The organism is Rhizobium sp. BK251 (assembly GCF_004345245.1).
Classification (GTDB): domain Bacteria; phylum Pseudomonadota; class Alphaproteobacteria; order Rhizobiales; family Rhizobiaceae; genus Rhizobium.
The window spans coordinates 231,067-252,578 of the sequence record NZ_SLUQ01000008.1; the positions used below are offsets into that span (position 1 = coordinate 231,067).

19 protein-coding genes are annotated in these 21,512 nt (G+C 63.1%); 8 read left to right on the forward strand and 11 right to left on the reverse strand.

Annotated features, from left to right (window positions below; all coding sequences use genetic code 11):
- Nucleotides 1-2: 2 nt before the first annotated feature.
- The 3 genes from EV286_RS21650 to EV286_RS21660 are packed head-to-tail and all read left to right on the forward strand — an operon-like array spanning nt 3 to nt 2,965.
- On the forward strand, nt 3-1,160 hold the full coding sequence (locus EV286_RS21650; protein ID WP_132959234.1) for a Re/Si-specific NAD(P)(+) transhydrogenase subunit alpha: 1,158 nt from the start codon (nt 3-5) through the stop codon (nt 1,158-1,160).
- On the forward strand, nt 1,150-1,560 hold the full coding sequence (locus EV286_RS21655) for a proton-translocating transhydrogenase family protein (RefSeq protein WP_132959235.1): 411 nt from the start codon (nt 1,150-1,152) through the stop codon (nt 1,558-1,560). Before EV286_RS21650 ends, EV286_RS21655 begins: the two co-directional genes overlap by 11 nt.
- A gap of 10 nt (nt 1,561-1,570) precedes the next feature.
- A complete protein-coding gene (locus EV286_RS21660) occupies nt 1,571-2,965 on the forward strand; it encodes an NAD(P)(+) transhydrogenase (Re/Si-specific) subunit beta (protein WP_132959236.1) in 1,395 nt (464 codons plus the stop codon).
- Nucleotides 2,966-3,023: 58 nt separating this feature from the next.
- On the opposite strand, the gene EV286_RS21665 is transcribed toward EV286_RS21660, so the two are convergent.
- The 6 genes from EV286_RS21665 to EV286_RS21690 form a co-directional block, all read right to left on the reverse strand.
- The gene (locus tag EV286_RS21665; RefSeq protein ID WP_132959237.1) at nt 3,024-3,503 is read right to left on the reverse strand and encodes a DUF992 domain-containing protein; all 480 of its coding nucleotides are present in this window, start codon (nt 3,501-3,503) and stop codon (nt 3,024-3,026) included.
- Between the two features lie 108 nt (nt 3,504-3,611).
- The gene (locus tag EV286_RS21670; RefSeq protein WP_132959471.1) at nt 3,612-5,213 is read right to left on the reverse strand and encodes a sensor histidine kinase; all 1,602 of its coding nucleotides are present in this window, start codon (nt 5,211-5,213) and stop codon (nt 3,612-3,614) included.
- Nucleotides 5,214-5,542: 329 nt separating this feature from the next.
- The gene (locus EV286_RS21675; RefSeq protein ID WP_132959238.1) at nt 5,543-6,421 is read right to left on the reverse strand and encodes a tetratricopeptide repeat protein; all 879 of its coding nucleotides are present in this window, start codon (nt 6,419-6,421) and stop codon (nt 5,543-5,545) included.
- A 141-nt stretch (nt 6,422-6,562) separates the two neighbouring features.
- Nucleotides 6,563-6,775, reverse strand: a complete 213-nt coding sequence (rpsU, locus tag EV286_RS21680) for a 30S ribosomal protein S21 (protein WP_025424858.1) — start codon at nt 6,773-6,775, stop codon at nt 6,563-6,565.
- 165 nt (nt 6,776-6,940) lie between these two features.
- Complete coding sequence (locus tag EV286_RS21685) at nt 6,941-7,441, reverse strand: DUF6790 family protein (protein WP_132959239.1); 501 nt, start codon at nt 7,439-7,441, stop codon at nt 6,941-6,943.
- A 155-nt stretch (nt 7,442-7,596) separates the two neighbouring features.
- Nucleotides 7,597-8,553: a LysR family transcriptional regulator gene (locus tag EV286_RS21690; protein WP_165932907.1), complete on the reverse strand. Its 957-nt coding sequence runs from the start codon at nt 8,551-8,553 to the stop codon at nt 7,597-7,599.
- 93 nt (nt 8,554-8,646) lie between these two features.
- Here EV286_RS21690 and EV286_RS21695 point away from each other — a divergent pair, with 93 nt between their 5' ends.
- From EV286_RS21695 to EV286_RS21715, 5 genes are all read left to right on the forward strand, one after another.
- Complete coding sequence (locus EV286_RS21695; protein ID WP_132959240.1) at nt 8,647-9,399, forward strand: glucose 1-dehydrogenase; 753 nt, start codon at nt 8,647-8,649, stop codon at nt 9,397-9,399.
- Between the two features lie 225 nt (nt 9,400-9,624).
- Nucleotides 9,625-10,878, forward strand: a complete 1,254-nt coding sequence (locus EV286_RS21700; protein ID WP_132959241.1) for a sarcosine oxidase subunit beta family protein — start codon at nt 9,625-9,627, stop codon at nt 10,876-10,878.
- A 12-nt stretch (nt 10,879-10,890) separates the two neighbouring features.
- Nucleotides 10,891-11,232: a sarcosine oxidase subunit delta gene (locus EV286_RS21705; protein ID WP_132959242.1), complete on the forward strand. Its 342-nt coding sequence runs from the start codon at nt 10,891-10,893 to the stop codon at nt 11,230-11,232.
- The gene (locus tag EV286_RS21710; RefSeq protein ID WP_132959243.1) at nt 11,229-14,222 is read left to right on the forward strand and encodes a sarcosine oxidase subunit alpha; all 2,994 of its coding nucleotides are present in this window, start codon (nt 11,229-11,231) and stop codon (nt 14,220-14,222) included. Before EV286_RS21705 ends, EV286_RS21710 begins: the two co-directional genes overlap by 4 nt.
- On the forward strand, nt 14,215-14,763 hold the full coding sequence (locus EV286_RS21715) for a sarcosine oxidase subunit gamma (RefSeq protein ID WP_132959244.1): 549 nt from the start codon (nt 14,215-14,217) through the stop codon (nt 14,761-14,763). Before EV286_RS21710 ends, EV286_RS21715 begins: the two co-directional genes overlap by 8 nt.
- Before the next feature lie 26 nt (nt 14,764-14,789).
- Here the strand turns inward: EV286_RS21715 and EV286_RS21720 are convergent, their stop codons facing one another.
- The 5 genes from EV286_RS21720 to glgA form a co-directional block, all read right to left on the reverse strand.
- Nucleotides 14,790-15,848 carry a DUF2332 family protein gene (locus tag EV286_RS21720; RefSeq protein ID WP_132959245.1) on the reverse strand — a complete coding sequence of 353 codons (1,059 nt, stop codon included), beginning with the start codon at nt 15,846-15,848 and terminating at the stop codon, nt 14,790-14,792.
- A gap of 3 nt (nt 15,849-15,851) precedes the next feature.
- Complete coding sequence (locus tag EV286_RS21725) at nt 15,852-16,340, reverse strand: MaoC family dehydratase (RefSeq protein WP_132959246.1); 489 nt, start codon at nt 16,338-16,340, stop codon at nt 15,852-15,854.
- An 89-nt stretch (nt 16,341-16,429) separates the two neighbouring features.
- A complete protein-coding gene (gene glgX / locus EV286_RS21730; protein WP_132959247.1) occupies nt 16,430-18,406 on the reverse strand; it encodes a glycogen debranching protein GlgX in 1,977 nt (658 codons plus the stop codon).
- Between the two features lie 13 nt (nt 18,407-18,419).
- The gene (locus tag EV286_RS21735) at nt 18,420-20,063 is read right to left on the reverse strand and encodes an alpha-D-glucose phosphate-specific phosphoglucomutase (protein WP_132959248.1); all 1,644 of its coding nucleotides are present in this window, start codon (nt 20,061-20,063) and stop codon (nt 18,420-18,422) included.
- A gap of 4 nt (nt 20,064-20,067) precedes the next feature.
- The gene (glgA, locus tag EV286_RS21740) at nt 20,068-21,510 is read right to left on the reverse strand and encodes a glycogen synthase GlgA (protein WP_132959249.1); all 1,443 of its coding nucleotides are present in this window, start codon (nt 21,508-21,510) and stop codon (nt 20,068-20,070) included.
- Nucleotides 21,511-21,512 lie beyond the last annotated feature (2 nt).

The following is a 21,512-nucleotide window of genomic DNA, read 5'->3' on the forward strand; positions in this document are numbered from 1 at the left end:
AGTTGGCTAGTACCGTTTTCATTGCGAAGGAAATAGCGGATGAGACGCGCGTTGCCGCGTCCGCCGAAACTGTCAAGAAAATGAAGGGCCTGGGCCTAGACGTCGTCGTCGAGGCCGGTGCAGGCATCCTGTCGCGCATCCCTGACGCTGACTACGAGGCGGCCGGCGCGCGCATCGGCGCTGCCAGCGATGGCGCATCCGCCGATGTGGTGCTGAAGGTGCGGCGTCCGACAAGCGCGGAAATTGCGGCATACAGGAGCGGCGCCATCGTCATTGCGACGATGGATCCTTACGGCCACGAAGAGGCCATCGCCGAGATGGCGAAGGCCGGGCTCTCGACCTTCGCTATGGAGCTGATGCCGCGCATCACGCGCGCCCAGTCCATGGACATCCTTTCCTCGCAGGCAAACCTTGCCGGCTACCAGGCCGTGATGGAGGCCGCTGCTGCCTACGACCGCGCAATGCCGATGATGATGACGGCTGCGGGCACCGTTCCTGCGGCAAAGGTCTTTGTCATGGGCGCGGGCGTGGCCGGCCTGCAGGCGATCGCGACGGCCCGGCGTCTGGGTGCAGCGGTCTCCGCGACCGACGTGCGCCCCGCCGCCAAGGAGCAGGTTGCCTCGCTGGGCGCCAAGTTCATCGCCGTCGAGGACGAGGAGTTCAAGGCGGCGGAAACGGCAGGCGGCTATGCCAAGGAGATGTCGCAGGCATACCAGGCCAAGCAGGCGGCGCTCGTCGCCGACCATATTTCCAAGCAGGATATAGTCGTCACGACTGCCCTGATCCCTGGCCGTCCCGCGCCGCGGCTCGTCAGCAGCGAGATGCTGAAGTCGATGCGGCCGGGCTCGATCGCCGTAGACCTCGCAGTCGAGCGCGGCGGCAATGTCGAGGGTTCGCGGGCTGGAGAGATCGCCGAGGTCAACGGCGTCAAGGTCATCGCCTTCTCCAACATGCCGGGTCGTGTTCCGGCCAGCGCCTCGCTTCTTTATGCGAAGAACCTCGTCACGTTCCTCGAAACGATGGTCAGCAAGGAAACAAAGGCGCTCGCGCTCAATCTCGAGGATGAACTCGTCAAGGCAACGATGCTGACGCATGGAGGTGCCGTCGTGCATCCGAATTTCGGCGGAGCGAAGAAGGGGGGGCAAGCTGATGGCGAGTGAGGCCATGGACAAGGCACTGCAGCAACTGGATCAGGCCGTTACCGCGGTTATGAGCGCTGCCGCGCAGGCGCCGGAGGCGGCCGGTGCAACGGTGCACGGCATGACGGCCGGCGCGATCGATCCCTTCGTGTTCCAGTTTGCGATCTTCGTCCTTTCGATCTTCGTCGGCTACTATGTCGTCTGGTCGGTGACGCCGGCGCTGCACACGCCGCTGATGGCGGTCACCAACGCCATCTCGTCGGTGATAGTAGTCGGCGCCTTGCTTGCGGTCGGCATCTCCGGCAGCGGAATCGCGACCGGCTTCGGCTTCGTCGCCCTTGTCCTCGTCTCGGTGAACATCTTCGGCGGCTTCCTTGTCACGCAGCGCATGCTGGCGATGTATAGGAAGAAGGACAAGTGAGGACGCCGGCATGATGAGCATTGCAGCCTTCCTCTACCTCGTTTCCGGGGTTCTCTTCATCCTGGCGCTACGGGGCCTTTCGCATCCGGCATCCAGCCGCCGGGGCAATCTCTACGGCATGACCGGAATGGGGATTGCGATTGCGACCACGCTTGTGCTGGCGACGCCGTCCTTTGGTGGCCTCGTCCTTATTGTTCTGGGCCTCGCCATCGGGGGCGGTGCGGGTGCCTATATCGCCCGCGTCATTCCCATGACGTCGATGCCGCAGCTCGTCGCCGCCTTCCATTCGCTGGTCGGTCTCGCCGCCGTGCTGGTGGCCGCGGCTGCCCTTTATGCCCCCGCTTCCTTCGGCATCGGCGAGATCGGATCGATCCACACCGAGGCCCGCATCGAAATGGCGCTCGGCGTGGCGATCGGCGCGCTCACCTTCACCGGGTCGATCATCGCCTTCCTGAAGCTCGACGGGCGCATGTCGGGCAAGCCGATCATGCTGCCCTACCGGCATGTGATCAACGCCGCGATCCTTGCGCTTATCGTGCTTTTCATCGTCGGGCTTGCGGTGACCGAGAGCCACCTCGACTTCTGGGCGGTCGTGGCACTTTCGCTGGCGCTCGGCGTGTTGCTGATCGTGCCGATCGGCGGCGCCGACATGCCGGTCGTCGTGTCGATGCTGAACTCCTATTCGGGATGGGCAGCGGCGGGCATCGGCTTCACGCTCGGAAACCTGGCGCTCATCATCACCGGCGCACTTGTCGGCTCCTCGGGCGCGATCCTCTCCTACATCATGTGCAAGGGCATGAACCGCTCGTTCATCTCCGTCATTCTCGGCGGCTTCGGCGGCGAGACGGCGGCGACGGGTGCGGATGACATCGACCGGACCGTGAAGCTCGGCTCGGCCGAGGACGCGGCCTATCTCATGGCTAATGCCTCCAAGGTCATCATCGTTCCGGGATACGGCATGGCAGTGGCGCAAGCGCAGCACGCGTTGCGCGAGCTTGCCGACACGCTGAAGAAAAACGGCGTCGAAGTGAAATACGCGATCCACCCGGTCGCCGGCCGCATGCCGGGGCACATGAACGTGCTGCTTGCGGAAGCAAACGTACCCTATGACGAGGTTTTCGAACTGGACGATATCAATTCCGAATTCGCCCAGGCGGACGTCGCCTATGTGATCGGCGCCAACGACGTGACAAACCCGGCGGCACGCGACGACAAGACCTCACCGATCTATGGAATGCCCATCCTCGACGTGGACAGGGCCAAGACCTGCCTCTTCGTCAAGCGTTCGCTGGGCTCAGGCTATGCCGGCATCGACAATACGCTGTTCTACAAGGACAGCACCATGATGCTGCTCGGGGATGCCAAGAAGATGACCGAGGATATTGTCAAGGCAATGGCGCACTAGCAGTACGCCCGCAGGATCGAAGATGCCCGCCAATGGCGGGCATCTTGCTTTCGTCTCGTCAGATTGCTGCAGGCGCCAGCGTCATACGGTCGACACCGACCGCGACGTTGATGCCTTCCTGGACCTGGACGTTGATAGGCTGCAGCATGAAGGCCTTGTTGGTGCCACCGCCGATGACCTTGGCGCCAGCTCCGGCCGCGAAGCTTGCATCGGCGCCGAGCCCGTAATATTCGCCGGCAAGGGCGTAATCAGTCATTGCGGTGCCGGTGCTCGCGAGCACGTTCCAGACCATCACGCTCTTGCCCGTCTGGCCGATGTCGATACCGAACTTCTCGATCTTGCCGGCGTAGACCGCGGCCGGACCGCCATCAGCCGGTGTATAGGTGCAGGTCAGGTTCTTTTCCGACCCCAGGATGAAACCGGTGCCGCCTTCGGACCCGCATACGAGCCGGCCAAGGGTGATGTAGTTCGCGGCGCTTGCCGGGGCGACCCAGGCTCCCGCAACGACTGCGGTGGCGATGAGGGCGTGTTTCAGCATGATCGTTCTCCTTTGAATTACCGCGGGATAACGAGGGTCGAATGCTAAGGTTCCCTGTGGTGAGGCGGCCCGAACTGGCCGAGGAGGGGCAGGCAGGCCAAAATGGCGTCAGTCCCTCACGAGCGAGGCACGCGAGGCGGTCAACACCCAGAGCAGGCCCTCCCGGCGGAAATCGACCTGCACCGTCCCGCTGAAGGCGGCGGCCGCATGGGTCTTGATAACGGTCGTGCCAAAGCCGCTATGGGTCGGCGCGTTGACCGGCGGGCCGTTCGATTCCTCCCAGACAAGCCGGATCTGGGGCGGCTCGCCCTCCTCCTCGATATCGGTCCATTCGATGTGGACCCGTCCCTCGGGCACGGAGAGCGCGCCGTACTTCACCGAGTTCGTCGCGAGCTCGTGCAGGGCAAGGCCGAGATTTTGGACCGCCTCCGGTTTCACCAGGAAATCCTTGCCGACGATCTCCAGGCGATCCTTCGACTGCGCGAAGGGTTCGAGGTGGAATTCGACGGCCTTGCGCAGGGAGACGCCCGACCACTGCTCGCTCGTCAGCACTTCGATCGAGCGCGCCAGTCCTTCAAGCCGGTCGGCTATGGCGGCCTGGAGCTGGTCGACCGTGTCGTTCTGCCGTGCCAGCTGGCGGGTAATCGCCTGGACCAGCGTCAGCAGGTTCTTCGAACGGTGGACAAGCTCGTGCATGAGGAAATGCAGGCGGTCCTCGGTCTGGCTGCGGTCGAAAGAGGCGTTGGAGAGGGCGATGGCGACCTGGTTTGCCTCCACGACGCTTGTTTCCACCGGAGAAACGATCTCGCCCTGGCCGAGCTTATTGGCCATGTTGGCGATGCTGCGGATCGTCGAGCGCACCTGGCGTGCCACGGCATAGGCTGCAAGGATGGCGATCGCCAGCAGCACAAGGCCGCCGATGATCAGCAGGCGCCAGGTCGTCAGGAGCGATTCCTGCGCCGACGCTATCGGGCCCCAGATGATCGCTTTCCACGACCAGCCCGGCAACTGCGCATAGCCGAGCACTTGCCGCGGGAGCAGATCCTCCTGGTCGAGGGCGCCGCGCGAAGCAATGAGCTGGGAGACGATACGCGGGTCGAAGGTTTCGCCTGCGGAAAGCCCGGCAGCACCGGCCGCGGCAACGACATGGCCGCTACTGTCCAGCACCGCGGCAGACCAGCCGGGCGGCAATGCATCGACGGCGATGAGCCTGGCAAGGTCCCGGGTGTTCTGCGTGAGGATCAGGGCTCCCGCTTTCGAGGGCTGATCAAGCGGGAAGGTGACGTTATAGACCCACTGCCCACTGGTCGCGCCCATGAACACGTCCGAGGCCTCGATGCGCCCCGAGGTCAGGGCGGCCTGCAGTGATGGCAGGTTCGACATCTTGCCGAGGGCATCGCCATAGGGCCTGCGGGTATTCAAGAGCTGGTTGCCCTCCGTATCGACCACGAGCGCATAGAGCGATTCCGTGCGCAGCGCCGTCGCGGTGCGGTCGTGGAAGGCGCCGAAATCGCCCCGGATCAGCTCGGGTGCGAAGGAGAGGAGGCGCAGCGTCGTCGCCATGTCCTGCAGCTGACGGTCGATCGTCCTGCTCAACGACTGGGCATCACGGATCGTCCTGAATTTAAGTGCGTTGCGCTCGTTGTTCTCGAGCTGCATCAGGAGCAAGGCGACGAAGGCAAGGATCGGCAGCGCCACGGCAAGCGCCATTGCGATCAGATATGATCCAATGGAGGCCTTGGGAAAAAGACGGGGCAGGTGTCTCACGAGCGGCTTCAGTGTCGGGACCAGCCGCTATTCAAGTGCGCCTTTGTGTGAAGTCTGGTCGCGAAAGCAGATGCACGAATCTTTGTCATGGTCTGTGCGCCCCCACGCTTTACCGGATAGCCTGCTATCGAAGCCCCTTCATGTTAGGGCCCGACCCGCCACGTGGCAACATCTGAAAATTGACCTGTACCAAATAGATAGCTGCACCCCGCACGCGCCAGCGGGCATACGGGGCCAGTGGCCGCAGATGGCGCCGCAGGCGTCTTGTGATATCAGCTTGTCGTGCCGCGCGTGCGGGCGAGGCCATCCTTCGCCGGCTGGTACTTCGGATCGAGGCCGACGGCATGGGAATAGGAGCGGGCGGCCTTTGCCTTGTCGCCACGGCGCTCATAGACGAGAGCCTGGTTCGCCCACGATTCGGCAAGGTTGCCGTTGAGTTCGATCGCGTGGTTGAAGTCGGCAAAGGCGTTGTCGTCGTCGTTGAGCGCGACGTAGGAGATCCCGCGGCCGTTATAGGGCTCGGGCGAGTTCGGGGACAGCGAGATCGCCTTGCTGAAATCTTCGATCGCCTTGTCCTGCTGGTTGCGCTTCTGGTAGATCAGCCCGCGATTGTGGTAGGCGCGGCCGTCCGTCGTGCCGAGCTGGATCGCCTTGCTGAAGTCATTGAAGGCATCGCCGTCGCGCCCCGCCTGCCGGTAGACGTTGCCGCGGCCGATATAGGCGACATCATAGTTGGGATTGATCTGCAGTGCGGCGTTGTAGTCGGCGACTGCCTCCTGTGCCTTGCCCATATTGCGGTAGACGAGGGCGCGGTTGGCATAGGCCTGGTAGAATCGCGGGTTGAGCTGGATCGCCTGATTGAAATCGGCCAGCGCGCGGTTGAACTCGCCGGCGCGTCCATAGGCGGAGCCGCGGACGTTGTAGCCTTCCGGATCCTGCGGATTGGCGTTGATGACGCCTGTCAGCGAGGCAATGTTTTCCTGGGAGCCCTGCGCGCGATCGATCTTGATCACGTCGTCGGTGGTATTGGTCTGGCAGCCTGCAAGACCAAGCGCGGCCATCAGGGAAAGCGCTGCTAAGGATATATTGTAGTTGCCCCGGCCGGTTGCCTGCGCGTGTGATGAACGTGAAGCTCTAGTCGTGACAGCCATTCGCCGGCTTTCTCCCCATGCGTCATATCAGTCGGGCTGATATGTCATCCCCAACCACAAATCAAAAAAGGCGGTGGCGAAACGACTCGCCCCCGCCCAGACATACATTTGAAAACGTCGAAAAAACGACGGTCAACGCGATCAGCGCGCGACAAGACCTTCGCGCTGGGCCCGCTTGCGTGCCAGCTTGCGAACGCGGCGAACAGCCTCGGCCTTTTCGCGAGCACGCTTCTGCGACGGCTTCTCGTAGAAGTCGCGCATCTTCATTTCGCGGAAAATGCCTTCGCGCTGCATTTTCTTCTTCAGAGCGCGGAGAGCCTGGTCAACATTGTTATCGCGGACAAGTACCTGCACGTTAATCCCGTTCCTTTAGTTCTGGTTAAGCCATCGGCAGCTTGGTGCCCGAGGCAAAAAAATAACGTTCGCGCAGCCGGAGCCTTGCGATTGGTTGAGCGGGATAACAGATCAGTCGGGCGAAGTCTAGCCGGGACTTAGAAGTTCGGCAAAAATCTGCCCAGCTCACACGGCTCGCACCGCGGATTGCGCCGGTGCGCGGCGCGCCATGGCGAGAAGCCAGACGAGCAGCACGGCGTTGACGATGGTGAGAACGAGCAGTGCACCCGCATTGCCGGCGGCATAGTCGCCGGTGAGTATGACCTGGTGGATGTGTCCGTAGACAAGGCCCACGAAGAAGATCGCCACCAGAGTGACAACCGCCGACTTGAATTCGATCGGGCGCCAGAAGGAAATGATGGCGGTGATGCCGACCGCGATATCGGCGATGCCGATCTCGAACTGGAAGGGGCTCACCTGCCAGCCGATGAATTCGGCAGCCGTTTGCGGGAAGAACACATGATAGACGCCGGCCCAGACCGACTGCACGCCGATCGAGAGCAGGAGCAGCCAGGCGAGGTAGTCCTCGGCGCGGCGACTTTTCCGCAATGCCGGCACCGCGAGCGCGACTACAAAGAGGATCACCGGGATATTCGTGAGAATAAGTCGTATCGCATCGCCAATCATGTCTTCCCCCGAAAACAGCGCGTACCGTGCGAATTTGCCCGGAGAGGTTAGCCGTGAAAATGGAGCGAGGCAATCGACAAGAACCGCGCTCGGCAGCGCTGTAACGCCTCCACACAATAGCAGCAGAGGTCCTCGCCTTCCGGCAAGTATCGCCGTCAGCCTTCGGCGGCCGTTCCCGAAAACAGGCGCTTGTCGCGGAACCGTTCGGCGAGGTGGTCGATCCAGGCGCGGACATGGGCCGGCAGCCCCGTGCGGGTCGTGAAGACGAGATGGACGATGCCCTCCCGCGAGTGCCATTGCGGGAAGAGGCGGACGAGCCTGCCGCTGCGCAGTGCTTCCGTGCAGGCGTGATCGGGCAGGAGCGCGACGCCAAGGCCAGCAAGAGCCGCTTCGCGCAGCGCGATGAAATCGCCGCAGGCTATGCGCGGTTCATGGGTGAGGGAATGGGTCAGGCCGCGCGGACCCTCGAGCGTCCATGTCACGCTGCCCGGTTGCTCGGAGGAGCTTACAGTCGGCAGGGAAGCCAGCGCGGCTATGTCCTCGGCATCGCCAAGCGTGTTTGCGAGCTTCGGGCTCGCGATCAGGATGCGGCGACTGCGTGCCAGCGTGCGCATCGTCAGCGCAGCATCGGTATCGAGGCTGACGCGCACGCGAAGTGCGACATCGATGTGCTCCGCGATAAGGTCAACGGGCCGATCTGTGGCGAGTACCCGGACATTGACGAGCGGATGACGCTCGAGGAAATCCGGCATTACCTGTGCCACAAGCTCCATCAGGCCCGTCGGACAGCTGAAGCGAACGGTGCCGCGGGGCTCGGCGCGGGCGGCATCGACCAGGGCTTCGGCGCGCTCCACCTCCGCAAGCGCGCTGCGGCAGCGTTCGAAAAACGACTGGCCGATTTCGGTTACGCGGAAGCTGCGGGATGAGCGCTCTATGAGGCGCACGCCCAGGCGGCCCTCCAATTGTGCGACGCGCCGGCTGAGTTTGGATTTCGGCAGGCGAAGCGCGCGGCCGGCGGCCGCGAAGCCGCCATGCGAAACCACCTCGCTGAAATAGAAAAGATCGTTCAAGTCCTGCAAGACAAGCTCCGTCGTTGCATCAGTAGAACGCATGGTATCACTTTCGACGTCTACATGCACCATCGTCCCGTTTCTATCTCCACTGCAGCAACGAAATGGATCGCTGCAGCAAACGGAGACAAGACAATGAGCAAGAAACTCGAAGGCAAGGTCGCTGTCGTAACCGGCGGTACCACCGGCATCGGCCTCGGTATTGCCCGCCAATTCGCTAAGGAGGGCGCGACGGTTTTCATCACGGGCCGGCGCGCCGCTGAGCTTGAAGCGGCCGTGAAGGAGATCGGCTCGAACGCCATCGGCGTGCAGAGCGACGTCTCGAACCTCGCCGATCTTGATCGTCTCTATGACGAGGTGCAGCAGAGGGCATCGCATATCGACATCCTCGCCGCCAATGCCGGCGGCGGCTCGTTCGCGCCGCTCGGCTCGATCACCGAAGAGGACTTCGACAAGACCTTCGCGATCAACGTGAAGGGTATGCTCTTTACAGTTCAGAAGGCGCTGCCGCTGCTGCGCGACGGGGCCTCGATCATCCTGACGAGCTCGACCGCCACGACGCGCGCAATCCCCGCCTTCAGCGTCTATGGGGCAAGCAAAGCGGCGATCCGCAACTTCGCGCGCCACTGGATTCTCGACCTCAAGGATCGTGGCATCCGCGTCAACGCCATCAGCCCCGGCCCGACGCTCACGCCCGGCCTCAAGGGTCTTACTTCGAACGAGGCCGAATGGACGCAGTTCGAGGGCTATGTCTCGTCACAGGTACCGCTCGGCCGGCTTGGCGATCCGAACGAGATCGGCCGCGCGGCGGTCTTCCTCGCCTCTGAGGATGCGAGCTTCGTGAACGGCGTCGAACTCTTCGTCGACGGCGGCACGGCGCAGATATGATCCCAGGCCATCGCAAGCCGCGACCCAGGTCGCGGCTTGCCCGTTTGCATCTTCTCCTCGACCGGCGCGGTCGTCCCGGCCCGCGAAAACCTCCGTTTTGCCCATTCTTTCCGCCGTGTCGAAAGACAGGCTTGAATGCGTCGCAAAAGAACCGTTGTGTCGGTTTTCGATTTGCGATTTGTATGGCCAATCGAAAGGGCTCTTGCCTGAAGGAGTTGAGGGCGAATGCGGAAATACTCGGTTTTTGCCGTGGCACGGGAGGCCCTCAGGGGCCACAAGGGCTGGGAGCAGCAATGGACCTCGCCCGAGCCGCGCAAGGAATATGACGTCATCATCGTCGGTGCCGGCGGGCACGGCCTGGGGGCGGCATACTACCTTGCCAAGGAGCACGGCATCACCAATGTCGCCGTCATCGAAAAAGGCTGGCTCGGCGGCGGCAACACCGGCCGCAACACCACAATCATCCGCTCGAACTACCTCTACGAAGAGAGCATGCACATCTACGAGCATGCAATGAAGCTATGGGAGGGCCTGAGCCAGGACCTGAACTACAACGTCATGTATTCGCCGCGCGGCGTGATGATGCTCTCCCACAACATCCACGACCAGCAGTCCTTCAAGCGGCATATCCATGCCAACCGGCTCTACGGCATCGACAACGAGTGGCTGACGCCCGAACAGGCGAAGGCTTATTGTCCGCCGCTCGATATTTCCGCGACGGCACGCTACCCGATCAATGGTGCTGCTCTGCAGCGGCGCGGCGGCACCGCCCGCCATGACGCGGTCGCCTGGGGCTATGCGCGTGCAGCCTCCGACCGCGGCGTGCACATCATCCAGAATTGCGAAGTCACCGGCATCCGCCGCGGTCCTGATGGCCGGGTAACGGGTGTAGAAACCTCGCGTGGCTTCATCGGCGCGAAGAAGATCGGCGTTTCGGCGGCCGGTCATACGACGACGGTCATGAAGATGGCGGACGTTCGCGTGCCGCTGCAATCGAGCCCGCTGCAGGCGCTGGTTTCCGAGCCGCTGAAGCCGATCTTTCCGTGTGTCGTCATGTCGAACACGGTGCACGCCTATATCTCGCAGTCGGACAAGGGCGAGCTCGTCATCGGCGCCGGCACGGACCAGTACAATTCCTACAGCCAGACAGGCGGATTGCAGATCATCACGCACACGCTCGACGCCATCTGCGAGCTTTTCCCGATGTTCCGCCGGGTCAAGATGATGCGCTCCTGGGGTGGCATCGTCGACAACACGCCTGATCGTTCGGCGATCCAGTCGAAGACGCCGGTGCCGGGGCTCTACGTCAATTGCGGCTGGGGAACGGGGGGCTTCAAGGCGACGCCAGGCTCGGCTCATCTCTTTGCCCATCTCATCGCCCGCGACGAACCGCACAAGTTCAACGCCGGGCTGACGCTGGAGCGTTTTCGCACCGGGCGGCTGATCGATGAAGCGGCCGCGGCCGCAGTGGCGCACTGACGCGAGGATTTCATGCTTCTTATCTACTGCCCTTACTGTCAGGAAGAGCGTTCGGAACTCGAATTCCGCAACGCCGGTGACGCCCATATCGTCCGCCCCGCCAACATTGCGGCGATCTCCGACGAGGAGTTCGAGGAATTTTTCTTCCTGCGCGACAACCCGAAGGGGCTGATCTTCGAGCGCTGGCGCCACATGCATGGCTGTGGCCGCTTCTTCAACGCAGCCCGCGACACGGTGAGCGACAAGTTCCTGATGACCTACAAGGCCGGCGAGCCGAAGCCCGACCTGCACCCCACACCGGCAACGAGCGCCACCGTCGAGACCTATGAAGCGACGGAAGGGGACGCACGATGAGCGGCGCCAACCGTATCGCCGGCAAGGGGCGCCTGACGCCCGCCAGGACCGCGCGCTTCACTTTCGACGGCAAGAGCTACACGGCGCTCGAGGGCGACACCGTAGCTTCCGCATTGCTTGCCAATGGCATCCACCTCGTCGGCCGCTCGTTCAAGTATCATCGTCCGCGAGGCATTCTTTCAGCGGGTGCCGAAGAGCCGAACGCGCTGCTCGACGTTTCCCGCGATGCGGCTCGCCGCCAGCCGAACGTGCGCGCCACGGTGCAGGAAGTCTTCGACGGCATGATCGTGCAGTCGCAGAACCGCTGGCCGTCGCTCGCCTTCGATGTCGGCGCCGTGAACAACCTGTTCTCGCCGTTCTTTGCGGCCGGCTTCTACTACAAGACCTTCATGTGGCCGCGTGCCGCGTGGAAGCACGTCTACGAACCGTTTATCCGCCGTGCGGCGGGCCTTGGCGTGGCCCCGAAGGAGGCCGATCCGGATCACTATGCCAGCCGGTTTGCCCATTGCGACGTGCTGGTGGTGGGCGCCGGCGTTGCTGGGCTCTCGGCGGCGCTTGCCGCGGCGGAAGCAGGCGCAAAGGTCATCCTTTGTGACGAGCAGACCGAGGTGGGTGGTGCGCTTCGCTTCGATTCAAGCGTCAGGATCGACGGCGTCGACGGCCATGAATGGGCGGAGCAGGTTGCTGCCCGGCTCGCCGCCATGGAGAATGTCGAAGTGCTGACGCGCACGACGGCCTTTGGCTACTACAACCACAATTTCGTCGGTCTCGCCGAGCGCGTTACCGACCATGTGGCAAGGCCGGGCCGCAGCCTGCCGCGCGAAAGGCTGTGGCAGGTCCGCGCCAAGCGCGTGATCCTCGCGACCGGTGCGATCGAGCGCCATATGGTGTTTCCGAACAACGATCGTCCGGGCATCATGCTTGCTTCGGCTGGCCGCATGTATCTCAACCATTATGGCGTGGCTGTAGGCGCCAAGGTCGGCGTCTACACGGCGCATGACTCCGCCTATGAGGCTGCGTTCGACCTGAAGCGGGCGGGCATCTCGATCGTGGCGATCGTCGATTGCCGCAGCAAGCCCGGCGAGGCGGTTGTTTCCGAGGCACGCGCGCTCGGCATCGACGTGCTGGCCGGTCATTCCGTCGTCGGCACGGCGGGCAAGCTCCGGGTCTCCTCGATGACAGTCGCGCGCAACGGCGGCGCCAATCCGCGGAAGATGCAGGTCGATGCGATACTGGTTTCGGCCGGCTGGACGCCGTCGGTGCATCTCTTCTCACAGTCGCGCGGCAAGGTGAAGTTCGACGAGGAAGGCCAGCGCTTCCTGCCCGGCACCTATGTGCAGGAATGCCTTTCCGTGGGCGCCTGCAACGGCACAGATGGGCTGCAGCAGGCGATCGAGGAGTCGCTCGCAGCCGGCGAACTGACGGCGCAGGCTGCTGGCAAGTCTTCCACGCAGAAGATCGCGCTTTCCGCCGAACAGGCTTTCGAATGGAGCGGTGGCATGATCGGTGCGGCCGATGGTGCCGGCCCCGACACGAATGCCAAGGCCTTCATCGATTTCCAGCACGACGTCTGTGCCAAGGACATTCGTCTGGCGGTGCGCGAGGGTATGCACTCGATCGAGCACATCAAGCGCTTCACGACCAATGGCATGGCCTCTGACCAGGGCAAGCTTTCCAACATGCACGGCCTGGCGATCGCTGCCGAGATGCTGGGTCGCGACATCCCGCAGGTGGGCCTCACCACCTTCCGGGCGCCCTATACGCCTGTCACCTACGGCACGCTGATTTCCCATTCGCGCGGCGATCTCTTCGACCCGGCCCGCAAGACGCCGATCCACGCCTGGGAGGAGGCCCATGGCGCCCTCTTCGAGGATGTCGGCAACTGGAAGCGCGCCTGGTTCTACTCCCGGGCGGGCGAGACGATGCACCAGGCTGTCAATCGCGAGTGCCGGACGGTGCGCGAGAGTGCTGGCGTCTTCGATGCCTCCACGCTCGGCAAGATCGAGGTCGTGGGGCCGGACGCGGCCGAATTCATGAACCTGATGTATACCAACGCTTGGGACACACTGAAGCCCGGTCGTTGCCGCTACGGCATCATGCTGCGCGAGGACGGCTTCGTTTATGACGACGGCGTCGTCGGGCGCCTGTCGGATGACCGTTTCCATGTGACGACGACGACCGGCGGTGCACCACGCGTCCTCAACCACATGGAAGACTACCTGCAGACCGAGTTCCCACATCTCAAGGTGTGGCTGACATCGACCACCGAGCAGTGGGCCGTCATCGCCGTGCAGGGACCGAAGGCGCGTGAGATCATCGCGCCGCTTGTGGAGGGCATCGATCTTTCCAACGAGGCCTTCCCGCACATGAGCGTGGCCGAGGGCCATGTCTGCGGCGTGCCGACGCGGCTCTTCCGCGTCTCGTTCACCGGCGAGCTCGGCTATGAAATCAACGTGCCGGCGGACTACGGCCAGGCGGTGTGGGAAGCTGTCTGGGCACGTGCCGAAGCGCTGGGTGCCTGCGCCTACGGCACCGAGACCATGCATATATTGCGCGCCGAAAAGGGCTACATCATCGTTGGCCAGGATACCGACGGCACGGTGACGCCTGACGATGCGGGCCTTTCCTGGGCTGTCTCCAAGAAGAAGACGGATTTCGTCGGCATTCGCGGCCTGAAGCGTCCCGACCTCGTCAAGGAGGGGCGCAAGCAGCTCGTGGGCCTCGTGACCAAGGATCCGAAGCTGGTTCTCGAAGAGGGGGCGCAGATCGTCGCCAATCCGAACCAGCCGAAGCCAATGACGATGCTCGGCCATGTCACCTCCGCCTACTGGTCGGAAAATCTGGGCCGCTCGATCGCCTTCGCGCTGGTCGCCGGCGGCCGCGAGCGGGTCGGACAAACGCTCTACGTGCCGATGCCGGACAGGACGATCGCCGTCGAGGTTACGGACATGGTGTTCTTTGACAAGGAAGGGGGCCGCATCAATGGCTGACCAGGCAATCCGCAAGCCGCCGCTCGCCGGCCGTCATGGTGGCTCGGCTACCGTTCGCCTGACGCCGGTCGCGCCCGCAAGCCGCATTTCGCTGCGCGCGCCTGCGGGGTCTGTCGCGGCCCTTTCGACGGCTCTCGGTCTCGACCTGCCGACGAAGCCAAAGACCTCGACACGCCGGGACGGGCGCCTTGCGCTGTGGCTCGGCCCGGACGAATGGCTCGTCATCGACGAGGGTGGCTCCGACCTCGTGGCGGCGGCCGGGCAATCGGCTGCACTTCATTCGGCAGTCGAGGTTTCGCATCGAAACACCGCCATCATCGTTTCAGGCGAAGGTGCGGAAGCCACGCTCGCAAGCGGCTGCCCGCAGGACCTCTCGCTCGAGACGTTCCCCGTCGGCGCCTGCTCGCGCACGATCTTCGGAAAGGTGGAGGTGGTCCTAGTCCGCATCGAGGACGAGACGTTCCGTGTGGAGTGCTGGCGGTCCTTCTCGGACTACGCTTTCGGCCTGCTGGCCGAGGCGGCTGAGGATGCAGCGAACTGAGCGTTTCGCGGGCTTTGCGGCGCGAGTTATCCCGAGGCCCAGCCCGCCCATTTGATCCAGCGGCCGTGAAAGTCCGCTCGTCCCAGCTCTCGGCTCTCACCGCCGGGCCAGACCTGCAGCGTGACGGATGCACCGTCTCGCCTGTCGTCTGCCTCCATCTGTAGATGGGCCAGCGGTGCTTCGCTTGTAGCCCTTGCTCCGGCCTCCGAGATGAGCCTCTCGCCTTCCGCGCGGGCGTCCACCGGCAGATATTGCCAGACGATGGAATGGTAGATCACGTGGATTGCACCGGGATAGCTACTTTCAAGTCTCGCGGCGAGCCATCCCACCGCATCGGCCCGTGTGACAGGCGGAGGGTTGGCGGCAGCGAGTGAAAGCGCTGCTCGCGTGCGTTCGATCCGGTCGGTCTGATCTGCCCATATGTAGGAAAGCAGGCGAAGGCGATCTGCAGGTGAAGAAGCGTCGAGTGGATTGAGATCGCAGCCGCGGCGTTCTTCAATCCGGATATCAGCGGCCGGTGGAGGTGCGCCCTCCCATTGCGGCGCGATGAGGACGCCGGAGGATGCATCTCCCCATGCAAGACCGCCGAGATCGTAGCCATAGCGATCCCATTGCAGATTGAGACCGGCACTGGAGCCGATCTCCGACAGGACAAGCGGCTTACCTAGCAACTGCGACAGCGTCAGGAAGCCCGGCAGCAGGATGCCACTGCGGCGAACCTCGTTGGTCTGCGGTGCCGAGGACAGGCGTTCGAGGATCAAGGCCTCGTGGCTTTCGAATGCGCTCGACACCGCCGCCCACAGATCTTCATCCGAACTCTCATGGGGCGGATAGACTGCCGCAAGCCTCTCGTCGTGGCCTGCAAGGACGAGCGCGTGCAGGGCTCCAGCGAGTCGCAGGGCCAGCGCATCTCCATTCGCGGAAGGCTCGCCCGGCCAATTCAGGATATGTTCGCCAACCGCCGTGGAGCGGTCGAGGTGTGAGGCGGCAAGGCGGCAGAGCCGCGCGGTGAAAGGCGAGCCGAGACTATCGCAGGATTTTGCCTGACCGCCGAAGGACCGGCGGATCTCGCTTTCCGCCGTCATGGCCTATGCATCCTCCGGGCGATCCTTAGGATCGAACTGGATGATGGTAAGCCAGGTGGCCGTCAGTGCGGGTTTCTTCTCGCCTTCGATCTCGATCCACACGTCATAGGTTGTCATCAGCATTCCCGCGCCGCGAAAGCGCGCTTCGGACAATGTGAAATGGCCGCGGACCCGTGCGCCCGATTTGACCGGCGCCATGAAGCGGATCTTGTCGAAGCCGTAGTTCAGGCCCATCGTCTGCTCGCGAATATGCGGCAGGCAGTTGTAGTTCATGGCCGAGAGAAGTGAGATCGTCAGGAAGCCGTGCGCGATCGTGCCACCAAAGGTCGACTCGGCCTTGGCGCGTTCGGGGTCCACGTGGATGAACTGATGATCGTCGGTTGCGTCCGCGAATGCATTGATCATTTTCTGATCGACGACGATCCAGTCGGACAGGCCGAGTTCCTGTCCCACAAGGCCCTTTATGTCGGATAGCGAAATCTCGCTGACCATAATACCCCCTAGATACGCCAAGCCAGCACCGGCTTACACGCCCTTTATGACGAATGCGACAAGGAAACGCACCGCTTTGAAATGAAAGATTAATTTTCCATTATAAAGCGAACCGAGCGGCCGTGGACGGCGATCTCGGCGCCTTCGAAATGGCCGTCCTCTTCACCGAGAAGCGACCAGGTGCGTCCGGGCTGTGTCGGCAGCAGGAAAGTCGCTCTGTTCGCGGAACGGTTGAAGAGCACGGCTAGGCGTGCCGGCCGTCCTGTATCGAGGTCTGTGGTTGCGAGAACCATAGCGAGTGTGGACAGCGAGGGGGTCTCCCACTTCTCGACGGTCATCGGTGCGCCATCGACCGAAAGCCACTCGACATCGCCGTTGCCGGCGAAGAAGCGCATCTCGTTGAAAATGGAGAATCTCCGGCGCAGGGTCGCGAGGAGAGCCGTGTGCCGGACCAGCTCGTCGTCAAGCGTCTTCCAATCGAGCCAGGTAATCTCGTTGTCCTGGCAATAGGCATTGTTGTTGCCGCGCTGGGAGTGTCCGCCCTCGTCGCCGGCCGTGAGCATGATGGTGCCACGCGAGGCAAAGAGGGTGGAAAGCAGCGCCCTCACGTCGCGACGTCGGCTCTCGATGATCACTGCGTCGTTCGTCGGTCCCTCGATCCCGTTGTTCCAGGAGAAGTTCTCATTGTGACCGTCGCGATTTCCCTCGCCGTTCGCCTCGTTGTGTTTGCCGGCGTAGGATACGAGGTCCATCAGCGTGAAGCCGTCATGGGCGGCGAGGAAATTGACGCTGCGCGTCCCTTGGGCTCCGTTTCTCGAAAAAATCTCCGAGGAGCCGGCCAGCACTGTCGCGAGCGCCCCTGTCTTGCCGCCGTCGCCGCGCCAGTAAAGTCGCGTATCGTCGCGCGCGCGATCGTTCCACTCCAGAAAGGGCGGCGGGAAATTACCGAGCTGATAGCCGCCCGGGCCGATGTCCCAGGGCTCGGCGATCATGCTGCGGCCGGCAAGCACGTCATCGGCGAGCATGGCCTGCAGCGTCGCGTTTTCAGTCGTGAAGCCATTTGCCGTGCGGCCAATCACCGTCGCCAGGTCGAAACGGAAGCCGTCGACGCCCGCGTGCAGCACGAAATGACGCAGGCTGTCGAGGATCAGGTGGCGGATATACGGGTGATCGCAATCGACCGTGTTGCCTGTGCCGGTGTCGTTGACCAGCACGCCCGGGCGGCCGGCCTCGTGGCGGTAGAAGGACAGATTGTCGAGGCCGCGGAAGGAGAGGGTGGCGCCGAAACGGTCGCTCTCGCCCGTATGGTTGAACACGAGGTCGAGTATGACGGAAATGCCGGCTGCATGCAGCGCCGAGACGGTGTCGCGCAGTTCGGCCATGCCGCCCGGCGCGAGCCGAGGATCAAGCGCCATGAAGGCGATCGGATTGTACCCCCAGCCATTTGAAAGTCCGAGCGGGGGAAGATGCCGTTCGTCTATCCAGGCGGTGATCGGCATCAGCTCGACGGCATCGACGCCGATCTGCTTCAGGTGTGCGATGACGGAGGGGTGGGCAAGCGCTGCGACAGTGCCGCGCAGTCCGGTCGGGATGTCCGGATGAAGAATTGTAAATGGCTTGACGGCGATCTCGTAGACAAGCCCGCCCGGTCTGAAGGGCTTGCCTGCGGATCGAGTTGCCACGTCTCGCCGGACAATGGCCTTCGGCACGAGGTCCGCCGTTTCCTCGCCGTGGACGCCGAGGCGCGGGTCGTAGCGAAACGGCCGATCGAGTTCGGTCGCGTAAGGATCGACCAGCAGCTTGGCCGGATCGAACCACAATCCCTCGTCGGGAGCGTGGACGCCGTCGGCGCGATAGCCGTAGCGGGTGCCTTCCTGCAGCCCGTCGACGAAGAGGCGGTGGACGTTGCCGTCTCCCCGGATCATGGGAAGGCGGCAAAGCTCCTTTTCGCCATTTTCGTCATAGAGGCACAGCTCGATCCGAGAGGCATGGACGGACCACACGGCAAAGTCGACGCCGGTTTCGGAGACGACGACACCGCCCTGACGCAACAGGAGATCCTCCATGCGATCTCCAGGGTCAGGTGATGACGGTCGGAGCGTCGCGTCCCGTTCGCGCACGGATGTCGGCAATCTTCTCCGCCGCGGCGATCAGGTCGGCAAGTGCCTCCTGCGTGTCGAGATTGTGCCGCGTCGAGTCGGGCTCGTAGCGCTCGATATAGACACGCAGTGTCGCCCCGGACGTGCCTGTGCCGGAGAGGCGGAAGACCACGCGGGAACCGCCCTCGAAGAGGACACGGATGCCCTGGTTCTTGCTCACCGACTTGTCGACCGGGTCGTGATAGGCGAAATCGTCGGCGGCCGAGACGGTCAGGTCGCCGAATGTCTCGCCCGGAAGGGTGGGAAGCTTTTCGCGGAGCGCGCTGATGAGGCCGTTGGCGGCATCCGAGTCGACGCCCTCATAGTCGTGGCGTGAATAGTAGTTCCGGCCATAGGTCTGCCAGTGCTGGGTCACGACGTCCTGCACGCTTTCGCCGCGCACGGCGAGAATGTTCAGCCACAGGAGCACGGCCCAGAGGCCATCCTTCTCGCGCACGTGGTTGGAGCCGGTGCCGGCACTTTCCTCGCCGCAGATCGTCGCAAGACCGGCATCGAGAAGGTTGCCGAAGAACTTCCAGCCGGTCGGCGTCTCATACATGCCGATGCCGCGCTTTTCAGCGACGCGGTCGGCGGCGCCGCTCGTCGGCATGGAGCGGGCGATACCCACGAGGCCACCGGAATAGCCGGGAGCGAGGTTCGCGTTGGCGGCGAGGATCGCAAGGCTGTCGGACGGGGTGACGAAGATGCCGCGGCCGATGATGAGGTTGCGGTCGCCATCGCCATCGGAAGCTGCGCCGAAGTCTGGCGCGTCATCACCCATCATCTCGTCATAGAGCTCCTTGCAATAGACGAGGTTGGGGTCCGGATGGTGGCCGCCGAAATCCGGCAGCGGCATGAAATTGCGGACGGAGCCGGAGGGGGCGCCGAGACGGTTCTCGAAGATCTCCTTGGCGTAAGGGCCCGTGACGGCGCTCATCGCGTCGAAAGCGATCCGGAAGCCCAGGCTGATCAGATTGCGGATTGCGCCGAAATCGAAAAGCTCCTCCATCATCGCGGCATAGTCCTCGACCGAGTCGATGACCGAGAGGATCATGCCGCCGGGAAGCTCTTCCTTGCCGATGCGATCAAGATTGACGTCCGGGAACTCGGCGATCTTGTAGCTGTCAATGACCTTGGATCTGGCGAAGATCGCATCCGTGATCTTCTCAGGCGCTGGTCCGCCATTGTTGACGTTGTACTTGATGCCGAAATCTTCGGTCAGACCGCCCGGATTATGGCTGGCGGAGAGGATGATGCCGCCGAAGGCCTTGTATTTCCGGATGATGTGGGAGGCGGCCGGGGTCGAGAGAATTCCGCCCTTGCCGACCATCACCTTGCCGAAGCCGTTCGCAGCCGCCATCTTGATGGCCTTCTGGATGACTTCGCGGTTGTAGTAGCGCCCGTCGCCGCCGATCACCAGGCACTTGCCGTGATAGCCTTCCAGCGAATCGAAGATCGACTGGATGAAGTTCTCGGCGTAGTTCGGCTGCTGGAAAACGGGAACCTTCTTTCTCAGCCCCGAAGTGCCGGGCTTCTGATCCGGATAGGGTTTGGTTGCAACCGTCTTAATCGTTAGGTCAATCATTAGATCACATGCCTTTCGAAACGAGGCTTGAATAGAGTGCGGCGTAGCGTTCAGCGCTCTTTTCCCAGGATACGTCGGATTTCATGCCCTGCTTTTGCAATTGGGTCCAGAGCTTTTGATCCTCATAAAACCTCATGGCGCGACGTACGGCCTGGAGAAGACCCTCCGCGCTGACGGGCCCGAATTGTACACCTGTCGCCACCTGCGCCGCCAGTGCCGCGTGGTTGGCGTCGATGACGGTATCGTTCAGCCCGCCGGTGCGGGCCACGATCGGGACGCATCCGTATCTGAGACCATAGAGCTGCGTCAAGCCGCAGGGCTCGAAGCGCGACGGGATGAGGATGGCGTCGCTGCCCGCCTGCATGAGGTGCGACATGGGCTCGTTGTAGCCGATCGAAACGCCGATGCGACCATGGTGGCGCGAGGCGGCGGCCAGGAGTGCGCCTTCCAGGGCGGCATCCCCCGATCCGAGTATGGCGAGCTTTCCGCCCATCGCGACGATCTCGTCCACCGTCGCGGCAAGCAAGTCCATGCCCTTCTGCCATGTCAGCCGGCTTATGACGCAGAAGATCGGGGAGCCATCCTCGTGCATGCCGAAATGCTGTTCCAGCGCCCTCCGATTCTCCGACCGGTTGCGCAGGGTCGTAGGCGCGTAGTTGCGGGCGATGAAAGGATCGGTACGCGGGTTCCAGACATCGGCATCAATGCCGTTGACGATGCCGTGGAGGTTGCCGACGCGGCTCCCGATCACGCCTTCGAGGCCCATGCCGAATTCCGGCGTCAGGATTTCCTCGGCGTAGGAAGGGCTCACGGTAGAGATCGCCGTTGCAGTCTGCAAGCCGCCCTTCAGGAAGCCGATGTCCCCGTAATATTCGATGCCTTCCATGGACAAGGCGTGTGGCGGCAATCGCAGACCGGCAAAAATGTCGGCGCCGAACTGACCCTGGAAGGCGATGTTGTGGATCGTCAGAAGGCTGGGCAGTTCCGGTGTCGGGTAGTACCGCATGTAGACGGAAACCATGGCCGTCTGCCAATCGTGCAAATGCACCATGTCCGGCCGCCAGCCGGGCAGGAGGCCCGCTGCAATCTCCGAACCGGCAAGGGAAAGGGCTGCAAAGCGCTGCCAGTTGTCCGGATAGTCCTTGCCGAGCACATCGACATAGGGGCCGCCGGTGCGATTGTAGTAGGCGGGCGCATCGAGGACGAGGATTTCGAGCCCTTCATGCGTCGCTTCCAGAACGGTCGCGGGCTCCCCGAGCAGGTCGTCGAAGACGAGGCGCACGACCGGGTTGCGCAATGCCTTCATGACGGCCGGATAGCCGGGCATGAGCGTCTTGGTTTCAATTCCGAAAGGCTTGAGAGCGAGAGGCAGGGCGCCTGCCACATCGGCAAGGCCCCCCGTCTTGATCAAAGGGAAGACTTCGGACGAAACCGAAAGAACTTTCATGC